We start from the raw sequence: 3,089 nt of genomic DNA, 5'->3' as shown, positions 1-3,089 counted from the left end.
CCACCCGCGCCGCCGCGCTGCGGGCCGCCGCGGCCGTGGCCGCGCTCGCCGGGTCGCCGGCCGAGGCGCCGTCGTGCACGTACGTGTCCGCGGTGACCCGCGGCGGGTCGGTGACCGTCGGATGGGTCGGCGACAGCCGCGCCTACTGGCTGTCCGCGGACGAGCCCGCGCCCGGATCGTCCGGCGACGCGACCGGACCCGGCGCCCAGCCGGACGGCGAACGCGACGGCGCGGCGGACGGCGCGGCGGACGACGAGGGCCCGGACACCGCCGAGCTGGTGATGGCCGACACCGGCGACATGGCCGAGCTGTCCGGGTCGCAGCAGCTCACCGAGGACGACTCGTGGGCCGCGATCATGGTCGCGGAGGGCGCGCTCACCGAGGCCGAGGCGGAGGCGCACCCGAACGCCCACGTGATCACCGCGTGGCTGGGCGCGGACGCCGGCGAGGTCAGGCCGCACGTCCGGACGTTCCGCCCGTCGGGCCCCGGCACGCTGCTGGTGTGCAGCGACGGCCTGTGGAACTACGTCCCGGCGGCCGCGGACCTCGCGGCGCTCCTCGCCGGGGCGGCGGACGGGACCGCGCCCGGCGCGGCGGGGGCGCCCCTCGCCGCCGCGCGGACGCTCGTGCGCCACGCCCTGGACGCGGGCGGCCGCGACAACGTCACGGTCGCCGTGATCCCCCTCCCGTCTCCCGCCACCGTCCCGAGCTCGGAGCGTGACCGATGAGCGAGCAGCCGCAGTTCAGCATCAAGATCGACCAGAACAAGTACCTCCCCGAGGGCGGCCGCGAGGTGCACGCCATCGTGTCGGTGGAGGCGACCGCCGCCGACGGCTCCCAGACCGGCCCGGCCGCCTCCCCCGCGGACGCCGCCGAGGTCATCATCATCGACACCTCGGGCTCGATGTCGTACCCGGACACGAAGCTGCGCGCGGCGATCGCGGCCGCGCAGACCGCGGTCGACACGCTGCGCGACGGCGTCCGGTTCGCGGTGGTCTCCGGGTCGAACACGGCGACGATGGTGTTCCCCCAGCAGGGCGGGCTGGTCCCGGCGAACGACGAGAGCCGGCGGCTCGCCAAGCACGCGCTGAGCCGGCTGCGCGCGGCCGGCGGCACCGCCATCGGGTCGTGGCTGCGGCTCGCCGACCAGCTGTTCGACGACCGGCCGGGCGGCATCCGGCACGCGATCCTGCTCACCGACGGCAAGAACCAGCACGAGACGCCGGAGGAGCTCGACGCGGTGCTGTTCCGCTGCGCGAACCGGTTCGTCTGCGACTGCCGCGGCGTCGGCACCGACTGGGAGGTCGCCGAGCTGCGCAAGGTCGCCTCGGCGCTGCTCGGCAGCGTGGACATCGTCGCCGACCCCGCCGGGCTGGTCGCCGACTTCCAGGCGATGACGCAGGCGGCGATGGGCAAGGCCGTCGCGGACGTCGCGCTGCGCGTCTGGACGCCGCAGACCGCCAAGCTGCGGTTCGTCAAGCAGGTCATGCCCTCGGTCGAGGACCTCACCGGACGGCGCGTGGAGTCGGCCGCGCAGGCCGGCGACTACCCGCTCGGCGCGTGGGGCGCCGAGAGCCGCGACTACCACGTGTGCGTGGAGGTGCAGCCGGGCCAGGTCGGCAAGGAGCTGCGCGCCGCCTGGGTCAAACTGGTGGTGCCCGGGGCGCCCGGTGAGGAGGCCAAGGTCCTCGCCACGGGCAACGTGCTGGCCCAGTGGACGGACGACGAGGCCATGTCCACCCGCATCAACCCGCGCGTCGCGCACTACACCGGCCAGGCGGAGCTCGCCGCCGTCATCCAGGAGGGCTTGCAGGCCCGCAAGGACGGCGACCTCGACACCGCCACCGCGCGGCTCGGGCGGGCCGTCGTGCTGGCCGACGAGGCGGGCAACGACGCCATCACCGCGATGCTCCGCAAGGTCGTCGACGTCATCGACCCCGCCACGGGGACCGTCCGCCTCAAGCGCAACGTCGACAAGGCCGCCGAGATGGAGCTCGACACCCGGTCGTCCAAGACCGTGCGTACGCGCAAGGACGAGACCGTGCACACCCGGCGGGGCCAGGGCTGAGCATGGCGAGTTGCCCCAACGGACACACCTCGCAGGCCGACGACTACTGCGACGTCTGCGGCGAGCGGATCGGCGCCCCGGTCTCCCCCTCCTCCCCGTCCGGCGGGGGCGGGCCCGGCCTCTCCGGCACGCAGGCGCTTCCCACGCCCTCCGCGAGCGGAACCCCGTGCCCCGACTGCGGCACGCCCGGCACCGACCGTTTCTGCGAGGCGTGCGGCTACGACTTCGCCACGGGCGGCGGGAAACCCACCGCTCCTCCGCCGCCACCGGGCCCTCCGCCCGGGCCGGTCGGGCCGCCTCGGGGAGCATCTCCGGCGCCTGTAACACCGCCTCCCGTGCCGGCGCCGCCTGTACCTGCTCCTCCCGTCCCCGCCCCTCCTGTGCCTGCTCCTCCAGTGCCCGCTCCCCCGGTTCCGGCGCCACCCGTCCCGGCACCGCCCGTACCGGAACCGAGTCCCGGAGGGGGCGCCCTGGCGGCGTGGACGGCCGTGGTCCGCGCGGACCTGGAGTACTACAACGCCGTCATCGCCGAGGAGGGCCCGGACTCGGCCGGCCTCAGCTTCCCGCCGTACGCCCCGGAGCGGCGCATCCCGCTCCGCGGACGCCAGATCCGCATCGGACGGCGCAGCTCGTCCCAGCCGACCGCGCCTGAGATCGACCTGCGCGAGCCTCCGGAGGACCCCGGCGTCTCCCACACGCACGCGGTGCTTCTCGCCAAGCCGGACGGCTCCTGGACGCTGGTGGACCCCGGCTCAAAGAACCGGACATGCGTGAACGGGTCCGCGGACCCGATCCCGTTCAACGTCGAGATCCCGCTCTCCGAAGGCGACCGCATCCACGTCGGCGCCTGGACCACCATCACCCTCACGCGAGGCGAGGCGACATGACGGCCGTTCAGCAGGTCCCGGCGGCGGGGCCGCCCGCCACACCGCCCGGTGCCCCACCCGGCACACCGTCCGGTGCGCCGCCCGCCGGCCGGACGCACTCGGCGCTGCGGCGGCGCGAGCCGGCACCGGCGCCG

General features: G+C 75.6%; 3 protein-coding genes. All 3 read left to right on the top strand.

Features of this window, described 5'->3' with window-relative positions; translation table 11 throughout:
• Nucleotides 1–728, top strand: a 728-nt coding sequence (locus E1300_RS48735) for a PP2C family protein-serine/threonine phosphatase (protein ID WP_370786282.1), incomplete at its 5' end; no start/stop codon positions are given.
• Nucleotides 725–2,068, top strand: coding sequence for a vWA domain-containing protein (locus E1300_RS48730; RefSeq protein WP_131764040.1), 1,344 nt, complete (start codon nt 725–727; stop codon nt 2,066–2,068). The genes E1300_RS48735 and E1300_RS48730, both read left to right, overlap by 4 nt.
• Nucleotides 2,069–2,556: 488 nt before the next feature.
• Nucleotides 2,557–2,955 (top strand): FHA domain-containing protein, encoded by a 399-nt coding sequence (locus tag E1300_RS53200; protein ID WP_242619901.1) that lies wholly within the window; start codon nt 2,557–2,559, stop codon nt 2,953–2,955.
• Nucleotides 2,956–3,089: the final 134 nt, after the last annotated feature.

The sequence above is a fragment of the Actinomadura fibrosa genome (assembly GCF_900659615.1).
Taxonomy (GTDB): Bacteria; Actinomycetota; Actinomycetes; order Streptosporangiales; family Streptosporangiaceae; genus Spirillospora; species Spirillospora fibrosa.
The sequence above is the reverse complement of the archived record's forward strand: the minus strand, read 5'-3'. Positions and strand labels throughout refer to the sequence as shown.

Excerpts from the sequence above, each read along its gene's own strand:
- E1300_RS48730 (WP_131764040.1), top strand. The coding sequence starts at position 725 with ATGAGCGAGCAGCCGCAGTTCAGCATCAAGATCGACCAGAACAAGTAC.